Genomic DNA, 16,388 nt, shown 5'->3' on the forward strand with positions numbered 1-16,388 from the left:
ATCGCTACTAACGTAAGGTGCGCCGTTGTTGGCCTAAAGCCCTGTCAAGAGGGGCTGCTGTGTAACAGAAAAACCTTGAATCAGGTTGGATCTGACGTTTTGCAAAGGTTTTTCATACATCGTCCGTACAGCTTAAGGCTGTTAGAATTGCCAGTCGTTTTTTCCTGGAGCTTGCCCCGTGATCACTTCCCGCCTGCGCACCTTGCGCGACCATATCCGTTGGGCTGTCAGCCGTTTCCATGGGGAAGACCTGTTTTTTGGCCATGGTACCGACAATGCCTGGGATGAAGCCCGGCAATTGGTGTTGGGTGCACTGCACCTGCCTTGGGAAATTGCCGACAGCTACCTGGATTGCAACCTCGAAGAAGAAGAGATTTCCCACGTACAGCGCCTGCTGCATCGCCGTATCCACGAGCGCGTGCCCACCGCCTACCTGTTGAAAGAAGCCTGGTTCTGCGGCATGTCGTTTATCGTCGACGAGCGCGTGTTGATCCCGCGCTCACCGATTGGCGAGCTGATCGAAAACCGCTTCGAGCCCTGGCTGGCCCAGCCGCCGGCGCGCATCCTCGACCTGTGCACCGGCTCCGGTTGCATCGGCATTGCCTGCGCCTACGAGTTCCAAGAGGCCGAGGTGGTGCTGGGGGACTTGTCCTTCGAAGCGCTGGAAGTAGCTAACCAGAACATCGAGCGCCATGGTGCCGACGAGCGCGTGTACACCGTGCAGGGTGATGGTTTCGACGGTTTGCCCGGCCAGCGCTTTGACCTGATTGTGTCCAACCCGCCGTATGTCGATGCCGAAGACTTTGCCGACATGCCCGATGAATACCAGCACGAACCCGAACTGGGCCTGGCCTGTGGTGACGACGGCTTGAACCTGGTGCGCCGGATGTTGGCCGAAGCGGCCGATCATCTGACCGAGAAGGGCTTGTTGATTGTCGAGGTGGGCAACAGCCAGGTGCACGTTGAGGCGCTGTACCCGGAAGTGGATTTTGCCTGGCTGGAATTCCAGAACGGTGGCCATGGCGTGTTCATGCTTACGGCGGAGCAGTGCCGGGCGCATCAGGCGGTGTTTGCCGCCAGGGTCTAGCCCGGACCATGTAGGAGCGGGCTTGCCTGCGATGGCCTTCAGAAACTGACGAGTTGCCTCCCCGTGGCGAGCGGGCTTGCCCCGCGCTGGGCTGCAAAGCAGCCCCAAAACCGGCCTCCACGGTGTATCTGATGCGGCACATTCGGCTTATTGGGGCTGCTTCGCAGCCCAGCGCGGGGCAAGCCCGCTCGCCACGGGGGAGTTCTTCGGTGTCTGAACGTTATGTAGATGCCATCGCAGGCAAGCCAGCTCCCACATTTGATTTGGTTTGATCAGTTAAAGCGTGTTGTCAGCGGTGCGTCGCAATCCAGATCAACAGCCCCGCCTGGAACACGGTAAACGCCACCAGGCAGGTGATGGTGAAGCGCAAGCCGCTGTCTTCGCGCTTGAACTTGATGACCTTTTCTTCTTCGTGGCGCAGTTTCACTTCCTGTTCCGCCAGGTTCTGCTCGGCCTGTTGCAGCATCTGCGCCGCCTCCAGGATTTCCACGAACTGCACCTTCTCGGTGTTCCAGCTGTCCAGCACTTCGCTGACCTTGCCCGGCTGCACGTGCCCTTTGAGGTGCTGCACATCGGCATAGGCCACATCAAAACCCTGGATCCGCAAAAAGTGATCGCGGCGCAGGCGGGTGGCTTCGTTCAGCGCGTCTTTGTTTGCCAGGTCCACACCGTCGACGCGATAGTGCGACCACTTCTTCTTCGCCCACGCGGCGCCCTGGGCCACCAGGAAACGACCGAGGCCACGGTTGGCCGGCTCGATTTCCAGGCTGTTGCCCGGGCCAAAATGCACGCGGTGGGTGGCGTGGTCGACCCACACATCCAGGTGATTCTGTTCGCGCCGCACCCGTTGGGCGGGCAATTGGATGACCATGCGCAGCAGGCTGTGGTCCTTGTTGTTGCGTTCGGCGTAGCCAAACTGCACAAAGCGCAATGGCCGGGCGCCGGTCGCGCGGTCAGTGGCCAAGGGCGCCAGGCGCAGCATCTTGAAGTGTTCGGCCTCAACCTCCGCCCACGGCAGAGCCGCCGCAGCCGCCGCTTCGGTTTCGGCGGTGCTCTCGGCGGGAGATTCCGGTACTGCTTCGGTGTTCGTCATTCGGCGCGATCCTGTCCAAGCCCAGCGAGTCGACAGTCTTTTTGCTGTCGACCCTGTGCTTATCGGCCGTTTTCTCCAGGACTGGAGGGTAAATAGTGGGTTATCGGGGGCGAAGTCCGTCGATAAAGCTCACCAGGCGCCTGCCCAACGCGTCGGCGAGGGGCAATTGTGGGTTGTTGTAGGAGCTCAACTGTTGTTTCACATCGTTGGGTACGATGCGCATGACGTGGTTCATGCCGGGAATCACCGCCAGCTCGGCGTCGGGTTTGGCCTGCTTGAGCTTTTCGGCATCGGCCACTCCCACTTGCAGGTCGGTGGTGCCCTGGACAATCAGGGCCGGCATGTTCAGACGAGCGAATGCCGCCGCAGGATCTGCGCGAAACAGACTGATCAGATAAGGCTGCACGCTGGGGCGGAAAATACCCTGCAGTGGGTCGGGCACATCGGCATCGACCTGACCGGCCTTGAGTCGGTCGAGGATCTGGTTACTGCGCAGCAGCAGGGCCGGTGGCAGGTGATCGGCCAGTTGCTGGCGGATCACCTGGTCCACCGGGCGGGCACTGCCGGACAGGGAAATCACCCCGGCGGGGTCGAGCTCAGGGGCGGCCAGGGCTGCGACCAAGGCGCCTTCACTGTGGCCCAGCACTATCAGGGGCCCGAAACGCGGATCGGCCTTGAGGGATTTGCCCCAGGCCACCGCGTCGGCCACATAGGCATCCAGCGTCAGGTTGCGCTCATCGGGCGTGGCCTTGAGGCTGGCGGCCACGCCGCGCTTGTCGTAGCGCACGCTGGCAATGTTGTGGCGGGCCAGGACCCAGGCCAGGCGTTTGAGGCTGTCGTTGCGTGCCCCTTCGGCGCTGTTGCCGTTGCGATCGGTGGGGCCCGAGCCCGCAATGATCAGCACCACGGGCACGGGCTTGGCGGATTGCGGCAGCAGCAACGAGCCAAACAACTCGCCGCTGCCGGTGTCCAGGCTGATGGGGCGTTGCAGCACCACAGGGGCGGCGGCGTGGGCGGCGGTACAGATCAGGGTGAGGGTAAACAGTAAAACTCGCAGCATCATCGCGCCATCATGAGGAAGGTGCCGGTTGGACCAACGTCTACCGGGAAGGTTTCGAGGATGAACTACTGGGTGAGCCTGCGTATACTGGCGCGCTTAGTTATCACGGTTGAGTTGATTCAACTGATTTCACGGAGCGCTCTGCATGTCCGGCAATACCTACGGCAAGCTGTTCACTGTCACCACCGCAGGCGAAAGCCATGGTCCGGCGTTGGTCGCCATTGTCGACGGCTGCCCGCCCGGCCTTGAGCTGTCCCTGGACGACCTGCAGCGCGACCTCGACCGCCGCAAGCCCGGCACCAGCCGCCACACCACCCAGCGCCAGGAGCCCGACGAAGTCGAAATCCTCTCCGGCGTGTTCGAAGGCCGCACCACCGGGTGCGCCATCGGCCTGTTGATCCGCAACACCGACCAGAAGTCCAAGGACTATTCGGCGATCAAGGATCTGTTCCGCCCGGCCCACGCCGACTACACCTATCACCACAAATACGGCGAGCGCGACTACCGTGGCGGTGGCCGCAGTTCGGCGCGGGAAACCGCGATGCGCGTAGCTGCCGGGGCCATCGCCAAGAAGTACCTGGCGACCCAGGGCATTGTGGTTCGTGGCTACATGAGCCAGTTGGGCCCGATCGAAATCCCGTTCAAGACCTGGGACAGCGTGCAAGACAACGCCTTCTTCAGCCCCGACCCGGACAAGGTGCCGGAACTGGAAGCCTATATGGACCAGTTGCGCCGTGACCAGGATTCGGTAGGCGCCAAGATCACCGTGGTCGCCGAAGGGGTGATGCCGGGCCTGGGCGAGCCGATCTTCGACCGCCTGGACGCTGAACTGGCCCATGCGCTGATGAGCATCAACGCGGTCAAGGGTGTGGAAATCGGCGCCGGTTTCGCCTGCGTTGCCCAGCGTGGCACCGAGCATCGCGATGAGCTGACCCCGCAAGGCTTTGTCAGCAACAACGCTGGCGGCATTCTTGGGGGCATCTCCTCCGGCCAGCCGATCGTGGCGCACCTGGCACTCAAGCCGACATCGAGCATTACCACGCCGGGGCGTTCCATCGATGTGCATGGCAACCCGGTGGACGTGATCACCAAGGGCCGCCATGACCCTTGCGTGGGCATTCGCGCCACGCCGATTGCCGAGGCAATGATGGCCATTGTGCTGATGGACCACCTGCTGCGCCACCGTGGGCAGAATGCCGATGTGCGTGTAAGTACCCCGGTGCTGGGCCAGCTGTGACGGTCTGACCGTGACAGCACTCCCGTACTGGCGACTTTCCAGCTTCTATCTGTTCTATTTCGCCCTGCTGGGGGCGACGGCGCCATTCCTGGCGCTGTATTTCCATCATCTGGGGTTCTCCAGCGCGCGCATTGGCGAGCTGGTAGCGATCCCGATGCTGATGCGCTGCGTGGCACCCAATATCTGGGGCTGGCTGGGGGACTACACCGGTCGGCGCCTGGCCATCGTGCGGTTTGGCGCGGTGTGCACGTTGCTGAGTTTTTCGCTGATCTTCGTCAGCCAGAGCTACGCCTGGCTGGCGCTGGTGATGGCCCTGCATGCGTTCTTCTGGCATGCGGTGCTGCCGCAGTTCGAGGTCATCACCCTGGCGCATCTACGCGGCCAGACCTCACGCTACAGCCAGGTCCGCCTCTGGGGCTCGGTGGGTTTTATCCTCGCCGTCGTTGCCCTGGGGCGGCTGTTTGAAGCCCTGAGCCTGGACATCTACCCGGTGGCAATCGTGTTGATCATGGCCGGCATCATCGGTGCCAGTTGGTGGGTGCCCAATGCCCAGCCGACGTCCACCGGGGAGCGCGGGGCCGGCGACGGCTTCCTGCGGCAATTGCGCAGCCCTGGTGTGCTGGCGTTCTATGCCTGCGTGGCCTTGATGCAAATGAGCCACGGCCCGTACTACACCTTTCTTACCCTGCACCTGGAAAGCCTCGGTTACAGCCGTGGTGTGATCGGTTTGTTGTGGGCCTTGGGCGTGGTGGCAGAAGTGTTGATGTTCATGGCCATGAGCCGGATTCTCACGCGCTTCTCGGTGCGCCGGGTGCTGGCGGCGAGTTTCCTGCTGGCGGCGTTGCGCTGGTTGTTGCTGGGTTCGTTCGCCGAGTTCCTCTGGGTGCTGCTATTTGCCCAATTGCTGCATGCCGCGACCTTTGGCAGCTTTCATGCGGCGGCCATCCAGTTTGTGCAGCGCAGCTTCGGTGCACGCCAGCAAGGCCAGGGCCAGGCCCTGTATGCGGCGCTGGCCGGCACCGGCGGCGCGCTGGGCGCCTTGTATTCCGGTTATAGCTGGAACCAACTGGGGCCGACCCTGACCTTCAGTATCGCCAGCCTCGCGGCCCTGGCCGCCGCGTTGCTCATGCTGCTGCGCTTGCCCGAGGAACGGCCGTGAGCCCGGCCCATCATCTGCAGACTCTTACCGCCCGAGGACCCCTTTTATGAGCATTCTCTTCGTTTATCACGTTGCCACCCCGGACACCCCGAACAAGGTCCTGACCCACGCTGACGACATTGCCTCGACCCTGGCCGAGCACGGCGTGGGCTTCGAGCGCTGGCAGGCCAACACCCGCGTCGAGGCCGGTGCCAGCGCGGCCGAGGTGACGGCGGCGTACCAGGGGCCCATCGACAGCTGGATGACCGCCCAGGGCTACGCGCACGTAGAGGTATTGAGTGTGAGCCGCGAGCATCCGCAAAAGGACGCCGTTGCTGCGGGTTTGCGCGATGAATATCGCCACGATGCCGATGAAATCCGCCTGTTCGCCGCCGGGCGAGGGCTGCTCGGCCTGCACATCGGCGATTACATCTTCACGGTACTCTGCGAAAAACACGACCTGCTGCGCATCCCGGCCGGCATACCGCGCTGGTTTGACTTGGGGGAAGAACCGCGTGTGGTTGCCATCAGCCTGTTCCAGACGGCCGCCGGGGCCGTGGCGCAAGTAACCGGCAGTGATATCGCCCAAGCGTTCCCCGGATTGGATGATTGATCCAAGTTCGCTTTTCACAAACTTATTCAATACTCCGAAGTTGGATAAGTTTGTGGGAATGGGCTCTATAGTTTGTAAGTTATAGCTATTTGTCTGTGGGTCGATGTGTTAATCCCAGGCTTTATGTAACTCTCCCGTCGCTGTGTATTTATCTGTCAATAGGAGGAGTCCGAATATTGGCAGTGCAATTCAATAAGAGACGGAGAGGTATGCATGAGCAGCCCAGATGAGTCGATCCCATCCGTGGCGCCTGCGGCAAACGAGGCCTGTGAACAGGCCTCCGACCACAGGGCAGATGGCGCACAACTGGCGTTGCCGAACAAGCCGCTGACTGCCAAGGAACTGGAAATATTGCATTGGGCCACGGAGGGCAAGACCGTATGGGAAATCAGTCGGATCCGTTGCGTCTCACAAGCCACGGTAAAATTTCACCTGCGCAATATCTACTGCAAGCTGCGCGTCAACAACCGGGTCCAGGCGGTGAGCGAGGCGATCAAGCGCGGTTTGTGCAGATAAAAAAAGGCCGTGAAGCCTGACGGCTTCACGGCCCTGGAAAACAAACCGGTACTCAGGCCGAGTGGTAGGTCGGCAGGGCAAAGCGGTGCTGGCTTTGCAGCATCGAAATCTGCGGCAGCTCGCTGGCCTGTTCTGCCAGGTCACGACGGATGGCGCTGATGACCCACGTCAGTTGGTCGGCAGTGTGCAGCTGCTGGTACGAGATCGAGCGTTTGATCTGCTTGCCCTCGGTGTTGCGCAGGGTCAGCAGGATGCCACCGTCAGGACGCGCTTGGGTGGTGACGTCGTAGTTGGAGAATACAGAAGCGAATTTGTCTTGGATCAGGCTCATGTCTATCGGCTCCATTGGCTCGTGTTGTGCGGCATGGAGTGATAGGTGCAGTGATTGTGCCAGTATTGCTTTTTATAAAAAATCCTTACAAATCAATATCTTATAAAAAATTGAATTTTTCGGTTTCGTGCAATATGCATGAATGGCCATCGTGCATCCTGCATTTTGCGCTATTGGCCGGTGACGAACGGTGCTGGGCGGCACCGCGCTGTGGGATACAAAACATTGCAAATCCTGCGTGTACAGCCAAGGAATGGCTGACGTATTTTCCTGCAAGGCATTCAGGAACGGTCCTACGTCCCATGACGGCCTGCAGACCCTACGAATAATAAGAAAAAGGACTTCTGTACATGAGCAATCCGAACAGCGAGATGATTACCCTCGGCATGATGTTGCGCAAGGTGCCGACCATTGTCCGTGCCCTGCCACGCCTGGTACGGGGTATCCGCGTCGCCAACATCACTGACCCCGATCAACCCTGCGGGTTGGGCTGGACCTTCGAACAGGCCACCCAGCGCAACCCCGAGGGCGCGGCGCTGCTGTACGGCGACCAGGTGCTCAGTTACCACCAGGCCAACCAGCACGCCAACCGCATCGCCCATCACCTGCAGGCCCAAGGCATTGGCAAGGGGGATGTGGTCGCGCTGTTTATTGAAAACCGTCCCGAACTGCTGCTGACCGTGCTGGCGGTGGCCAAGGTCGGCGGCATCTGCGCCATGCTCAACACCGCGCAAACCCAGGCGGTGCTGGTCCACAGCCTGACCCTGGTAGATCCGATGGCGATTGTGGTCGGCGCGGAGCTGGTCGAAGCCTACGACGCCGTGCGCGGGCAGGTGGCGATTGATCCTCAGCGCACCTGGTACGTTGCCGAACAACCGGCGGCGCCGGTGCCCGCGGGCTATGTCGACCTGATGGCAGCCAGCGCGGACTGCTCGCCGGATAACCCCGCAAGCACCCAGCAGATCTACTTCAACGACCCATGCTTCTATATCTACACCTCCGGCACCACCGGTTTGCCCAAGGCTGGCATCTTCAAGCATGGCCGCTGGATGAAATCCTCGGCGAGCTTCGGCACCATCGCCCTGGACATGGGGCCGGAGGACGTCGTGTATTGCACCCTGCCGCTGTACCACGCCACCGGGCTTTGCGTGTGCTGGGGTTCGGCGATTGCCGGCGCGTCGGGGTTTGCCATCCGCCGCAAGTTCAGCGCCAGCCAGTTCTGGGACGATGTGCGCAAATTCAACGCAACCACCCTGGGATATGTCGGTGAGTTGTGCCGCTACCTGATCGACCAGCCGCCAAGCCCGCGCGACCGCGACAACCGCGTGGTGAAGATGATCGGCAACGGCTTGCGCCCTGGGGTGTGGGGGCCGTTCAAGGAGCGCTTTGGCGTCGAGCATATCTGCGAGCTGTATGCGGCCAGCGACGGCAATATCGGTTTCACCAACGTGCTGAATTTCGACAACACCATCGGCTTTTCCCTGATGCACTGGGCGCTGGTGGACTACGCCCACGACACCTGCGAACCGATCCGTGGCAGCAATGGCTTCATGCGTGAAGTGCAGAAGGGCGGGCAGGGCCTGCTGCTGGCCAGGATCGACGACAAGGCGCCGTTCGATGGCTACACCGACCCGGAAAAGAACCGCAAGGTGGTCTTGAGCGATGTCTTCGAAAAGGGCGATCGCTATTTCAACACCGGCGATCTGCTGCGCAGCATCGGCTTTGGCCATGCGCAGTTCGTCGACCGCCTGGGCGACACCTATCGCTGGAAGGGCGAGAACGTTTCCACCACCGAGGTGGAAAACATCTTTATGCAGTACCCGCAGATCACCGAGGCGGTGGCCTACGGTGTGGAAATCGCCAATACCAACGGCCGCGCCGGGATGGCCGCGATTACCCCGTCCGAGTCCCTGGCAACCCTGGATATGCGGGCGCTGTTGCAGTTCGCCCTGAGCCAGATGCCGGCCTATGCGGTGCCGCTGTTCCTGCGGATCAAGGTCAAGATGGAAACCACAGGCACCTTCAAGTACCAGAAGGTGCGCCTCAAGGAAGAGGCGTTCGACCCGGCCAGGGTCGGTGATGATCCGCTCTATGCCTGGCTGCCAGGCACGGATGCCTATGTGCCTGTGACCGAGCAGGTGCTGGTGGATATTCAGGGCGGAAAATATCGCTACTGACGGTGGGTGATAGAGCCTGGCTATTGCGGCTTTCGGCAAAAAAGGGGTGACAGGCGTGGCGCTGCTCGGGAAACTGACGGCCTTACGCCACACCCCACAGGGAGCCGCAGATGTCAGATCAAGCCAAACAAATGACCGAAGATGAAGCCGCCGAATTTGCCGAGCAGGTCTTCGACGTGGCCCGCCGGGGTGATGCCGCCATGCTGGCCGCGCTGCTGGCCAAGGGCTTGCCGGTCAATCTGCGCAATCACAATGGCGATACCTTGTTGATGTTGTCCGCCTATCACGGGCATGCCGATGCCGTGAAGGTGCTGCTGGAGTTCAAGGCCGACCCGCAGATGGCCAATGACAAAAACCAGTTGCCCATCGCCGGTGCTGCGTTCAAGGGCAACCTCGTGGTGGTCAAGGCGTTGATCGAAGGTGGCGCGCCGGTTGAAGGCGCATCTGCCGATGGCCGCACGGCGCTGATGATGGCCGCGATGTTCAACCGCACCGAGATAGTCGATTACCTCCTCAGCGTCGGGGCCAACCCGAAGGCCACCGATGCCCAGGGCGTGACTGCACTGGTGGCGGCCCAGACCATGGGCGCTGCCGATACAACAGCCCAACTGCAAAAGCTGGCTTGACCAAATCCCCCTGTAGGAGCCGGCTTGCCGGCGATGGCGTCAGCAAGATCGCCATCGCCCGCAAGCCGGCTCCTACAGGGGGATTTGTCGCGTTTATCAACCAGTGTTATCGTCGCGCCCCCAAAATCGGCCCCAGCACAGGATGTATCCATGAAAACCGCCCTCATCGAACTCATCGGCAAAATCAGCACCGGGCTGATGAGCGATGCCGAGGTTGCGCAGATCGCCGACGAGGCTGCCCAAGCCTACGCGGATGCCGACGGGTTCCTGGCGGCCAACCCCGATATCAACTACGACGACAGCTTCCCCATCCCCCTGGGTGAGTGGATTGTGGTCGGTAGCCTGCCGGAAACGGTGCTTTTCCAGGCCGATACCTACCAGGACCTATTCGCCCAGATCGTCGCCTCGTTTGGTCCCGACGTGGCGTTCAACCTCAAGCCCAAGCAATTGGCCAAGACCGAGGCGCTCACGGCGCTCAATCGCATCCAGATCCAACTCGCTGCCATGAACCCGGAAAACGGCGGCTACACCCTGATGAACTTCAGCCAGTTGCTCGATGACGAGATCCAGGCGGTGTTGGTGTACGGCAACGATGTGCCACGGGTGCTGGAGTTGTGTGCTGCAGTCGGGATCAAGGGTGAGCCGTCCCTGGAAGCCCTGCGCATTGCCCTGCACGTATGAAATAAAACGGAACCCTCGCCAGGGCTGGCTATCCTAAGCAGGCAAGCCCTCACTTAGGAGCGACACCATGGGTTCCACATTTAACAGCCTGATCGGCTTGATCATCCTGGCTTTGGATATCTGGGCGATCATCAACGTGTTCAAAAGCGGCGCCAGCACCGGCGCCAAAGTGTTGTGGATCCTGTTGATCCTGCTGTTGCCGGTATTGGGCCTGATTATTTGGGCCATCGCCGGACCACGGGGCAATGTGCGGATCTGATCCTCAGTGAGCACAATCAAGTAATGTGCGGCCTTGCCGGCGATAGCTGTGAGTATCTACACAAGTATCTTCTTGGTATGGGTACATATCCGTTGTTGCGGTCACGGCCACTTAGGGTTCCGCCCTGACGGCGGGTCACTTTCGAAGAGCGCGAAAGTAACCAAAGCGCTCTTGCCCCACCACTCGGTGCCTCGCCTAGGCTCGGCATGCCCGCAGTCAGGCATTGCTCCGTGGGCCCGCCGCGATCGGCCATCCATGGCCGTGTCGCGGCTACCCCGGCATCCATGCCGGGGTGCCCACTGCGCAATACCTGCCTGCGGCCATCGTGGTTTAACGGGGCGCCCAAGATCAAAAGCCAGATCAAAAGCCAGATCAAAAGCAGAGCAATAGCAACGCCAGAACGCGGAGCTGCATTCCCCTGTGGGAGCTGGCTTGCCTGCGATAGCGGTGTATCAGCCGATAAATATATTGACTGATCGACCGCTATCGCAGGCAAGCCAGCTCCCACAGGTATACGCGTAAGCCTCACCGATCAGGTCGGCTGTCAGGCCGCCTCGCTCTGCTTGTGATTTTGATCTTAGGCGCCCCGTTAAACCACGCTGGCCGCAATCCGATATTGATTTGGGGGGTAAACCGGCAGGACGCCGGTTTAGCCGCGCTGGGCCATGGATGGCCCATCGCGGCGGCCCCCCAAATCAATGTCGGATTACGGGCACACCGAGCCTAGGCGAGGTGCCGAGTGGTGGGGCAAGAGCGCTTTGGTTACTTTCGCGCTCTTCGAAAGTGACCCGCCGTCAGGGCGGAACCCTAAGTGGCCGTGACCACAGCAACGGATATGTACACACCCCCAAAAGAGCAACTTGTGCAGATCCTAATGCCCCATCAGTACCCGATTAATTGGCTGACACGCGAACAAACCCACCCCCACATTTTTGTACCCCGCATCTAGATTTGTGTGTCTGGATATTCGCTGCACAAAATTTTCACACTTCATCCAAGACAATTCCCCCGCTTTATTTTCCTGCCACGGTCCCTCTGTGCCGCCAGGAACCCTGCGCGATGAGTAATCAATAGCGTTGCCGACGTTGATCGGGCACCATCTGCCCACCGCGTAATACCCTGGACCCTGTGCCTTTACTGGCCGGGGCAGGACGCCGCTGCATTATTTCGCCACTTAAACTTCCAATGGGTCCTCAAACAACATGGCAAACCCGGACGCCCTGAATCAGCAGCGAGCTTCTAATCGCCTGCTGCAACCCACCGTCAAATCCCACCTGGCCTACACGCTGCTTTGCGCGCTGGTCATGATGGTGATGCTCTCCCTGCTGCGCCTCGGGCTGTTGGTCTACAACAGCGACATGATGCTCGACACCCCGGCCTCGACCTTCCTTGAAGCGTTCGTCAACGGCCTGCGCCTGGACTTGCGCCTGGTGGTGTACCTGAGCATCCCGCTGATCCTGGCGCTGTTCAGCGTGCGCGCCATGGCCGCCCGCGGGTTCTTCCGGTTGTGGCTGACCGTGGTTTCCAGCATCGCGCTGTTCCTTGGCCTGATGGAGATGGACTTCTACCGCGAGTTCCACCAGCGCCTCAACGGCCTGGTCTTCCAGTACGTCAAGGAAGATCCGAAAACCGTGATGAGCATGCTCTGGTACGGCTTCCCGGTGGTGCGCTACCTGCTGGGCTGGGCCGTGGGTACGTTTATCCTGAGCATCGCCTTCAAAGGCGCTGATCGTGCAACGCGGCCCCGTGGCCCGTTCAGCGGTGGCACCGTCGGCACCCGCCAGGTTGCCCCGTGGTACAGCCGCATCGCCGTGTTCGTGGTGTGCTTGCTGATTGCCGTGGTCGCCGCGCGTGGCACCCTGCGCCAGGGCCCGCCGCTGCGTTGGGGTGACGTTTACACCACCGACTCCAACTTCGCCAACCACCTGGGCCTCAACGGTACGCTGTCACTGATCGGTGCGGCCAAGGCGCGTTTCTCCGAGCATCGCGAGAACGTCTGGAAAGCCACCCTGGAGCAACCGCTGGCCACCCAGACCGTGCGTGACATGCTGGTGTTGCCTGACGAAAAACTGGTGGATACCGACACCGCCGCCGTGCGCCGTGACTTCACGCCACCGGCCGAGAAGACCCTGCCGATCAAGAACGTCGTGGTGATCCTGATGGAAAGCTTCGCCGGTCACTCGGTGGGCGCGTTGGGCAGCAACGGCAAGATCACGCCGTACTTCGATGAGTTGACCAAGGAAGGCCTGCTGTTCGACCGTTTCTTCTCCAACGGCACCCACACCCACCAGGGCATGTTCGCCACCATGGCGTGCTTCCCGAACCTGCCAGGCTTCGAATACCTGATGCAGACCCCGGAAGGTAGCCACAAGTTGTCGGGCTTGCCGCAATTGCTCAGTGCCCGTGATTTCGACGATGTGTATGTCTACAACGGCGACTTCGCCTGGGATAACCAGTCGGGCTTCTTCAGCAACCAGGGCATGACTAACTTCATTGGCCGCAATGACTTCGTCGACCCGGTGTTCTCCGATCCGACCTGGGGCGTGTCCGACCAGGACATGTTCGACCGTGGCCTGCAAGAGTTGAAGGCGCGCGAGGGCGGCAAGCCGTTCTACGCACTGCTGCAAACCCTGTCCAACCATACGCCGTACGCCTTGCCGACGCCGTTGCCGGTCGAGCCGGTGACTGATCGTGGCCGCCTCAACGAACATTTGACGGCCATGCGCTACTCCGACTGGGCCCTGGGCCAGTTCTTCGAGAAGGCCCGCAAAGAGCCGTACTTCAAGGACACCCTGTTTGTGATCGTCGGCGACCATGGTTTTGGTAACGAGCAACAGATCACCGAAATGGACCTGGGCCGCTTCAACGTGCCACTGCTGCTGATTGCCCCGGGCATGCAGGACAAGTTCGGCGTGCGCGACCACACCGTGGGTACGCAGATCGACATCGTGCCGACCATCATGGGCCGCCTGGGCGGCGAAACCCGTCACCAGTGCTGGGGCCGTGACCTGCTCAACCTGCCGGAAGGCGACAAGGGCTTTGGCGTGATCAAGCCATCGGGCAGCGATCAGACCGTGGCCTTGCTCACGGCTGACCGTGTGTTGGTATTGCCCAAGGAGATGCCACCGAAACTGTGGCAATACGAACTGGGCGCCAACCCTACCGGCAAGGTAATCCCTGAGTCGGCGGATGAGGCACAACTCAAGCAGAAACTTGAGTCGTTCCTGCAGACCGCTACCAAGAGCCTGCTGGATAACACCGCAGGCGTGGTAGACGGCAAGCCGGACTAATCGCCAGGCAATAAAAAAGAGGCCTTCTTCAAGGCCTCTTTTTTTGCATCTTTTTTTTGTAGGAGCGAGCTTGCTCGCGAAAAATGCCCAGGCAACACGTTTGTTCTGGATAACCGCAGTGCGGCTGAGTTCTTCGCGAGCAAGCTCGCTCCTACAGTTATGCAATCAACGCCGTTATATCTTGCCCAGCAACAACAGAATCAACAGCACCACCAGCACCGTACCGAGAATACCCGATGGCCCATAACCCCAGTTGCGCGAGTGCGGGAACACCGGCAGGCCGCCGACCAGCAGGAGGATCAGAACAATGATAAGAATGAGGCTCATAGGTTGTTTTCCTTATTCGTCTTCTGAAAAGACCTGATTGTTAATTGTCAGAGCCGCACATCTAAAACGGCTGCCTTAACCAATCCGACTCCTGCACTTTGCAGAAAATTCCCTGTTTTTTTAAAGCGATTTGGCCACTGGCTTATTTCCTTTTTAATTGTAGTGCGGCTTCGCACTTAGTTTAAAAAGATTGAACTAACCTCAGGCCCTGGCATCCGACCGGGCCCTTGGTTTGCCCGCGGCATTCAGCAACTTGATGGTGCATGGGGCGGTGAATAACCTTCGCTACACTGGCGCGTACTTCTTCCCTGAACCACAAGGCTACTTCCTATGCAAAATCGCATGATGATCACTGGCGCCGGATCCGGCCTGGGTCGCGAAATCGCTCTGCGCTGGGCTCGCGAAGGTTGGCAACTGGCCTTGTCGGATGTCAGTGAGCCGGGTTTGCAGGAAACCCTCGCGCTGGTGCGCCAGGCCGGTGGCGATGGCTTTATCCAGCGCTGTGACGTGCGTGACTACAGCCAGCTCACTGCCTTTGCCCAGGCCTGCGAAGTCAAGCTGGGCGGTATCGATGTGATCGTCAACAACGCCGGGGTCGCCTCCGGTGGGTTCTTCAGTGAATTGTCCCTGGAGGATTGGGACTGGCAGATCGCAATCAACCTGATGGGCGTGGTCAAGGGCTGCAAGGCCTTCCTGCCGCTGCTGGAAAAAAGCAAGGGCCGGATCATCAACATCGCCTCGATGGCGGCGCTGATGCAAGGCCCGGCCATGAGCAACTACAACGTGGCCAAGGCTGGTGTGGTGGCGCTTTCGGAAAGCCTGTTGGTGGAACTCAAGCAGCAGGAAGTCGGGGTACACGTGGTTTGCCCGTCGTTCTTCCAGACCAACCTGCTCGACTCGTTCCGCGGCCCCACCCCGGCGATGAAGGCCCAGGTCGGCAAGCTGCTGGAAAGCTCGCCGATCACGGCGGCGGACATCGCCGATTACATCTACCAGCGCGTGGCGGCCGGTGAGTTCATGATCCTGCCCCATGAACAAGGGCGGATGGCCTGGGCCTTGAAGCAGAAAAACCCGCAGTTGCTGTATGACGAAATGACCAGCATGTCGGAAAAAATGCGCGCCAAGGCCCAATCGGTCAAAAGTTAACGGGCGCACTGGCAAGTCTGGCTCAATCGCTGATTGTGGCGAGGGGGCTTGTCCCCCGCTGGGCTGCGCAGCAGCCCCAAAATATGCCACCCCGGTGTGTCAGATAAAACTCGGTGAGGCTTATTGGGTTGGGGCTGCTGCGCAGCCCAGCGGGGGACAAGCCCCCTCGCCACAGAGTAAACGGTGCGTTTGGTTTTTTGCTCTTTTGCGGCGTTTTTTATATTTGTCTGTCAGTAAAGTTAACCAAGGCTTGTAGGGGAGGTCTGTTTAGCTGGCAAGGCATTGATGGGGCATGGGGGAGGGCGCATGGTCGATGTCCGGTAACTTTCAAAGGACAAACGCCATGCTGGTACTTAGCCGCACCGTAGGCGAAATCATTTCCATCGGCGATCACATCACCCTGCGGATCCTGGAGGTCAACAACTTCCAGGTGAAACTCGGCGTGGAAGCGCCGGCAGGGGTCAATGTGCATCGGGCGGAGGTCTACGAAAAGATCCGCAACCTGCAGGGACAGCCGGTGCCCGTGGCCAACCCTTAGTCGAACAGATGCTTGGGCACGTCGTGCTTGAGCATCAGTTGGCACTGTTCACTTTCCGGATCGAAAACGATCAGCGCCTGGCCCTTGGTCAACGCCTGGCGTACACGCAGTACGCGGGTTTCCAGGGGCGTGTCGTCGCCGTTATCGGTGCCGTCGCGGGTGACGAAGTCTTCAATGAGGCGGGTCAGGGTGTCGACTTCAAGTGCATCGTGGGGAATCAGCATACAAGCCTCAAATGGTTGATCCCGGCGATCCTACTGTGCCGGGAT

The 16,388-nt window shown here is 60.3% G+C and carries 17 protein-coding genes; 12 read left to right on the forward strand and 5 right to left on the reverse strand.

All coding sequences use genetic code 11. The annotated features are described in order from the left end of the window. Positions 1-178: 178 nt before the first annotated feature. Positions 179-1,087, forward strand: a complete 909-nt coding sequence (gene prmB, locus GDV60_RS09390; RefSeq protein WP_029300359.1) for a 50S ribosomal protein L3 N(5)-glutamine methyltransferase — start codon at positions 179-181, stop codon at positions 1,085-1,087. Positions 1,088-1,376: 289 nt separating this feature from the next. Here prmB and GDV60_RS09395 read toward each other — a convergent pair whose 3' ends face one another. Together GDV60_RS09395 and GDV60_RS09400 are read right to left on the reverse strand one after the other, a co-directional pair. Beyond that, positions 1,377-2,180: a hypothetical protein gene (locus GDV60_RS09395; protein WP_029300357.1), complete on the reverse strand. Its 804-nt coding sequence runs from the start codon at positions 2,178-2,180 to the stop codon at positions 1,377-1,379. A gap of 100 nt (positions 2,181-2,280) precedes the next feature. Next, positions 2,281-3,243, reverse strand: coding sequence for an alpha/beta hydrolase (locus GDV60_RS09400; RefSeq protein WP_092235068.1), 963 nt, complete (start codon positions 3,241-3,243; stop codon positions 2,281-2,283). A 142-nt stretch (positions 3,244-3,385) separates the two neighbouring features. Here GDV60_RS09400 and aroC point away from each other — a divergent pair, with 142 nt between their 5' ends. The 4 genes from aroC to GDV60_RS09420 all read left to right on the forward strand — a co-directional run bounded on the left by aroC (position 3,386) and on the right by GDV60_RS09420 (position 6,744). Then, complete coding sequence (gene aroC / locus GDV60_RS09405; protein ID WP_029300353.1) at positions 3,386-4,477, forward strand: chorismate synthase; 1,092 nt, start codon at positions 3,386-3,388, stop codon at positions 4,475-4,477. 10 nt (positions 4,478-4,487) lie between these two features. Then, a complete protein-coding gene (locus GDV60_RS09410) occupies positions 4,488-5,636 on the forward strand; it encodes an MFS transporter (protein WP_070995349.1) in 1,149 nt (382 codons plus the stop codon). A gap of 46 nt (positions 5,637-5,682) precedes the next feature. Further along, positions 5,683-6,228, forward strand: a complete 546-nt coding sequence (locus GDV60_RS09415) for an acireductone dioxygenase (RefSeq protein WP_029300349.1) — start codon at positions 5,683-5,685, stop codon at positions 6,226-6,228. 213 nt (positions 6,229-6,441) lie between these two features. Further along, a complete protein-coding gene (locus tag GDV60_RS09420; protein WP_032867617.1) occupies positions 6,442-6,744 on the forward strand; it encodes a response regulator transcription factor in 303 nt (100 codons plus the stop codon). Positions 6,745-6,796: 52 nt separating this feature from the next. Here GDV60_RS09420 and GDV60_RS09425 read toward each other — a convergent pair whose 3' ends face one another. Then, entirely contained in the window at positions 6,797-7,075 is a 279-nt protein-coding gene (locus GDV60_RS09425; protein ID WP_029300345.1) for a DUF3509 domain-containing protein, read from the reverse strand. 350 nt (positions 7,076-7,425) lie between these two features. On the opposite strand from GDV60_RS09425, the gene GDV60_RS09430 reads away from it, so the two are divergent. The 5 genes from GDV60_RS09430 to GDV60_RS09450 all read left to right on the forward strand — a co-directional run bounded on the left by GDV60_RS09430 (position 7,426) and on the right by GDV60_RS09450 (position 14,108). Further along, positions 7,426-9,252 (forward strand): long-chain-acyl-CoA synthetase, encoded by a 1,827-nt coding sequence (locus tag GDV60_RS09430; protein ID WP_159906937.1) that lies wholly within the window; start codon positions 7,426-7,428, stop codon positions 9,250-9,252. Positions 9,253-9,362: 110 nt separating this feature from the next. After that, positions 9,363-9,878 carry an ankyrin repeat domain-containing protein gene (locus tag GDV60_RS09435; protein ID WP_159906939.1) on the forward strand — a complete coding sequence of 172 codons (516 nt, stop codon included), beginning with the start codon at positions 9,363-9,365 and terminating at the stop codon, positions 9,876-9,878. A 150-nt stretch (positions 9,879-10,028) separates the two neighbouring features. Continuing rightward, the gene (locus tag GDV60_RS09440) at positions 10,029-10,559 is read left to right on the forward strand and encodes a hypothetical protein (RefSeq protein ID WP_159906941.1); all 531 of its coding nucleotides are present in this window, start codon (positions 10,029-10,031) and stop codon (positions 10,557-10,559) included. A 67-nt stretch (positions 10,560-10,626) separates the two neighbouring features. After that, complete coding sequence (locus GDV60_RS09445; protein WP_003192770.1) at positions 10,627-10,818, forward strand: PLDc N-terminal domain-containing protein; 192 nt, start codon at positions 10,627-10,629, stop codon at positions 10,816-10,818. A gap of 1,202 nt (positions 10,819-12,020) precedes the next feature. Beyond that, the gene (locus tag GDV60_RS09450; RefSeq protein ID WP_029298760.1) at positions 12,021-14,108 is read left to right on the forward strand and encodes an LTA synthase family protein; all 2,088 of its coding nucleotides are present in this window, start codon (positions 12,021-12,023) and stop codon (positions 14,106-14,108) included. A gap of 174 nt (positions 14,109-14,282) precedes the next feature. Here GDV60_RS09450 and GDV60_RS09455 read toward each other — a convergent pair whose 3' ends face one another. Beyond that, a complete protein-coding gene (locus GDV60_RS09455; protein WP_032863216.1) occupies positions 14,283-14,435 on the reverse strand; it encodes a DUF3309 family protein in 153 nt (50 codons plus the stop codon). 330 nt (positions 14,436-14,765) lie between these two features. On the opposite strand from GDV60_RS09455, the gene GDV60_RS09460 reads away from it, so the two are divergent. Both GDV60_RS09460 and csrA read left to right on the forward strand, forming a co-directional pair. Further along, positions 14,766-15,581 (forward strand): SDR family oxidoreductase, encoded by an 816-nt coding sequence (locus GDV60_RS09460; RefSeq protein ID WP_029298758.1) that lies wholly within the window; start codon positions 14,766-14,768, stop codon positions 15,579-15,581. A gap of 343 nt (positions 15,582-15,924) precedes the next feature. Beyond that, a complete protein-coding gene (gene csrA, locus GDV60_RS09465) occupies positions 15,925-16,119 on the forward strand; it encodes a carbon storage regulator CsrA (RefSeq protein ID WP_092235078.1) in 195 nt (64 codons plus the stop codon). Here csrA and GDV60_RS09470 read toward each other — a convergent pair. Continuing rightward, positions 16,116-16,343, reverse strand: a complete 228-nt coding sequence (locus GDV60_RS09470) for a YheU family protein (protein WP_003172962.1) — start codon at positions 16,341-16,343, stop codon at positions 16,116-16,118. The genes csrA and GDV60_RS09470 overlap by 4 nt on opposite strands. Positions 16,344-16,388 lie beyond the last annotated feature (45 nt).

Source organism: Pseudomonas sp. DTU12.1, assembly GCF_009873475.1.
Classification (GTDB): domain Bacteria; phylum Pseudomonadota; class Gammaproteobacteria; order Pseudomonadales; family Pseudomonadaceae; genus Aquipseudomonas; species Aquipseudomonas proteolytica.